This window comes from Massilia sp. PWRC2, from assembly GCF_049896725.1.
GTDB lineage: Bacteria > Pseudomonadota > Gammaproteobacteria > Burkholderiales > Burkholderiaceae_D > JAFCUW01.
Genome location: NZ_JAFCUW010000032.1, coordinates 1 through 758 on the forward strand (window position 1 = coordinate 1; position 758 = coordinate 758).

General features: G+C 58.3%; 1 protein-coding gene. It reads right to left on the reverse strand.

Features of this window, described 5'->3' with window-relative positions; genetic code table 11:
- Positions 1-78 precede the first annotated feature (78 nt).
- Positions 79-549: a transposase gene (locus ACP7BZ_RS22840; RefSeq protein ID WP_426117482.1), complete on the reverse strand. Its 471-nt coding sequence runs from the start codon at positions 547-549 to the stop codon at positions 79-81.
- Positions 550-758 lie beyond the last annotated feature (209 nt).

Here is a 758-nt window from a genome sequence, read left to right on the forward strand (position 1 = left end):
GGCTGGCACGCGACACGCCCAGGCCAGCGCAGGCGGCGCGCGCGCCCAGCTGCTCGACCAGTCCAATGGTCGCATGCATCACGGCGCTTCCCCGGCCGTGGGTAAGCCCAGCAGATCGCAAAGTTTTTTTTGGACGTCGATAATTTGTTCGGCCCGACCCAATTGCTTGCGCAGCTTGTCGTTTTCCATCTGCAAGCGCGCCAGTTGCCGGTCGGCCGCTTTGGCAGGGTCAGGCTTCGGGCCACGCTTCGGACTCTGTAATGCGGCGTCACTGGCTGCCACGGCGCTGCGCCAGGTGCTCAAATGCGAGCTGTAGAGTCCTTCCCGGCGCAATAATTCGCCAATGGCGCCAGGCGCGGTGCAGGCGTCGGCTTCCCGGACGATGCGCTGGATGTAAGCTGGCGAAAACTTGCGGCGACGCGCCACCGCGACGACCTCCGCATCAGATTTTTTGGAGGGTGCCTCCGCGCTCGCCCCAGGGGCTCCCTCCGAGGCGCCCTCCAAAATTTCGCCGGTTGCTGCTGCCTGCTGCTGTTTGATGTTTTTCATTTGGTACCTATGTGTGCAACTTCTTTAATTAGACTGATGAAGTTGTCTCACGGTACTTTGACTATAAGGGCTTCCCAATAATTCAAGGTGTTTTTAAAGATTTTTGTGGATATTTTCTCGAGTTCGCTGCCATGACGGAAGGCCGGTCTGCGTGACTATAAACGGTCATGTTGAGCTCGGATTTACTGCACGGCTCGGACCCTGATGAC

Coding starts and splice junctions, on each gene's coding strand:
- ACP7BZ_RS22840 (WP_426117482.1), bottom strand. CDS start 549: ATGAAAAACATCAAACAGCAGCAGGCAGCAGCAACCGGCGAAATTTTG.